Source organism: Streptomyces sp. W16 (assembly GCF_033194735.1).
Classification (GTDB): Bacteria; Actinomycetota; Actinomycetes; order Streptomycetales; family Streptomycetaceae; genus Streptomyces.
This window is the reverse complement of sequence record NZ_JAWOAI010001016.1, coordinates 1-1642: the sequence shown is the minus strand read 5'-3', so window position 1 is coordinate 1642 and position 1642 is coordinate 1. Positions and strand designations below refer to the sequence as shown.

The following is a 1642-nucleotide window of genomic DNA, read 5'->3' as shown; positions in this document are numbered from 1 at the left end:
GACGCTCTTCCGATCTCGGGGTGCTCAACCGGTGGGCCAGGGGCCGCTGTTCGCGCAGCGCCCACAGGGTGACGATCCAGGCGGCGGCGCCCCGGTAGACCTGCCCGGAGTCGCCGACGACGGTGATCTCGTCGAGGGTGGCGCGATGGTCGAGCGCGGGGAAGCGCTGCCGCGCCTCTTCGGAGGACGCCGGCACCAGTTCCAGGGGCACCAGCTGCGGCTGCCGTACGAGCCAGTCGCGCAGGAAGGTGCAGAGGGAACAGTCGGCGTCGTACAGGACGGTGAGCCGGCGGACCGGGGTCGCCCGGTCCGCCGGGGCGGCTGCCACCGCGCTCACGCCCCGACCCAGTCCTGCGGCGCGACGGGCGGCACCTGCTCCCGCTCCATGACCCCGCGCCGCCGGATCTTGTTGAGCACGTACACGTTGCCCAGGTGCATCACCCCGAGCACCAGCAGCACCACACCCACCTTGGTCGACAGGGCCTCGAAGATCCCCCGGGTGTCCTCGATGGTGCCGTCCCCGCTGAGGTACAGGGCGACGAACCCGAGGTTCACGAGGTAGAAGCCCACTACGAGGAGGTGGTTCACGGCCTCCGCGAGTTTTTCGTTCCCCCGTAGGACGTCGGCGAGGAAGATCCGCCCGTTGCGGCTGAGCGTGCGGGCCACCCAGATGGTGAGTCCGATGCTGACGATCAGATAGATGACGTAGGCGACGACCGTGCGGTCCATGCGCCTCCCCCTTCTTGAACGCGTTCAAAAGCGCTGACAGGAGAGACTGTAGAGGTGTTTTTGAACGCGTTCAACTTGCTTGCGCTGGGAGCTGCGTCACACCCGCCGCGCCAGCTCCGGCCGCTTCGAGTAGTCCGTGAACCCGATGACGTTGCCCCAGGGGTCGGCGATCTCGACGGTCCACCCGGTGGCCACGGAGAAGGGCGCGTCGAGCAGTGCGATCCCGGCGGCGGTGAGGCGCTGAGCGGCCTTCCGGGCGTCCGGCACCTCCAGCCATGCGCGCGGCGAGGGCCAGGGAGGTGGCCTGTGCCCGAGCCCGTCCTCGTGCCGCAGGAGAACGCCCGGCGTCTCGCCACCGACCTTCAGGATCGCGATCCCGGCCTCGTCGAGCCGGAACCCCACCGTGAATCCCGCGCGTTCGTAGAAGGGGACGGCCTCGGCGAGGTCCCCTACGGGGAGGAGGAGGTTGTCGAAGCCGAGCAGTTCGTACGACTCTTCATCTGACATGTCGTCAGGTTAGGGCGATGATCGGCAAAGGCCGGGGATTGTTGGCCGCAGGCGCGTTCGCATAATGTCGCGCGCATGGCAGATGTGGATGTGTTCGCGGGCGTCCGGCTGCTCGGCCCGCCGGAGGCGGACGGTGAGTACATCGCGCTGAGCGAGCACGAGACGGTGCACCTGCACGAGTACACGCGGATCTACGCCGTGCCCGGCCTCTACGAGCATGTCGTCCAGGAACTGCTCCAGTGCACCTCACCACAGGTCGCGGCGGCGGGCTTCCTGCGGGCGGTCGAGAGTCTCGGGCTGGAGCCGGGCGCGCTGACGGTCCTCGACGTGGGGTCCGGCACAGGGCTGGTGGGTGAGCTGGTGCGGCGCGGCGGTGTGGCCCGGGTGGTCGGGGTCGACGCGCTGC

General features: G+C 69.2%; 3 protein-coding genes and 1 pseudogene. 1 reads left to right on the top strand and 3 read right to left on the bottom strand.

What is annotated here, in order from left to right:
* From R6V09_RS52595 to R6V09_RS52585, 3 genes are all read right to left on the bottom strand, one after another.
* Window positions 1-337 (bottom strand): thiol-disulfide oxidoreductase DCC family protein (locus tag R6V09_RS52595; protein ID WP_317888474.1); only part of this gene is annotated, 337 nt, incomplete at its 3' end.
* Complete coding sequence (locus tag R6V09_RS52590; RefSeq protein WP_317888473.1) at window positions 334-729, bottom strand: hypothetical protein; 396 nt, start codon at window positions 727-729, stop codon at window positions 334-336. The genes R6V09_RS52590 and R6V09_RS52595, both read right to left, overlap by 4 nt.
* Before the next feature lie 96 nt (window positions 730-825).
* The gene (locus tag R6V09_RS52585) at window positions 826-1236 is read right to left on the bottom strand and encodes a VOC family protein (protein WP_317888472.1); all 411 of its coding nucleotides are present in this window, start codon (window positions 1234-1236) and stop codon (window positions 826-828) included.
* A gap of 75 nt (window positions 1237-1311) precedes the next feature.
* Between R6V09_RS52585 and R6V09_RS52580 the strand changes: the two are divergent.
* Window positions 1312-1642, top strand: a pseudogene (locus R6V09_RS52580) (hypothetical protein); the annotation flags it as partial.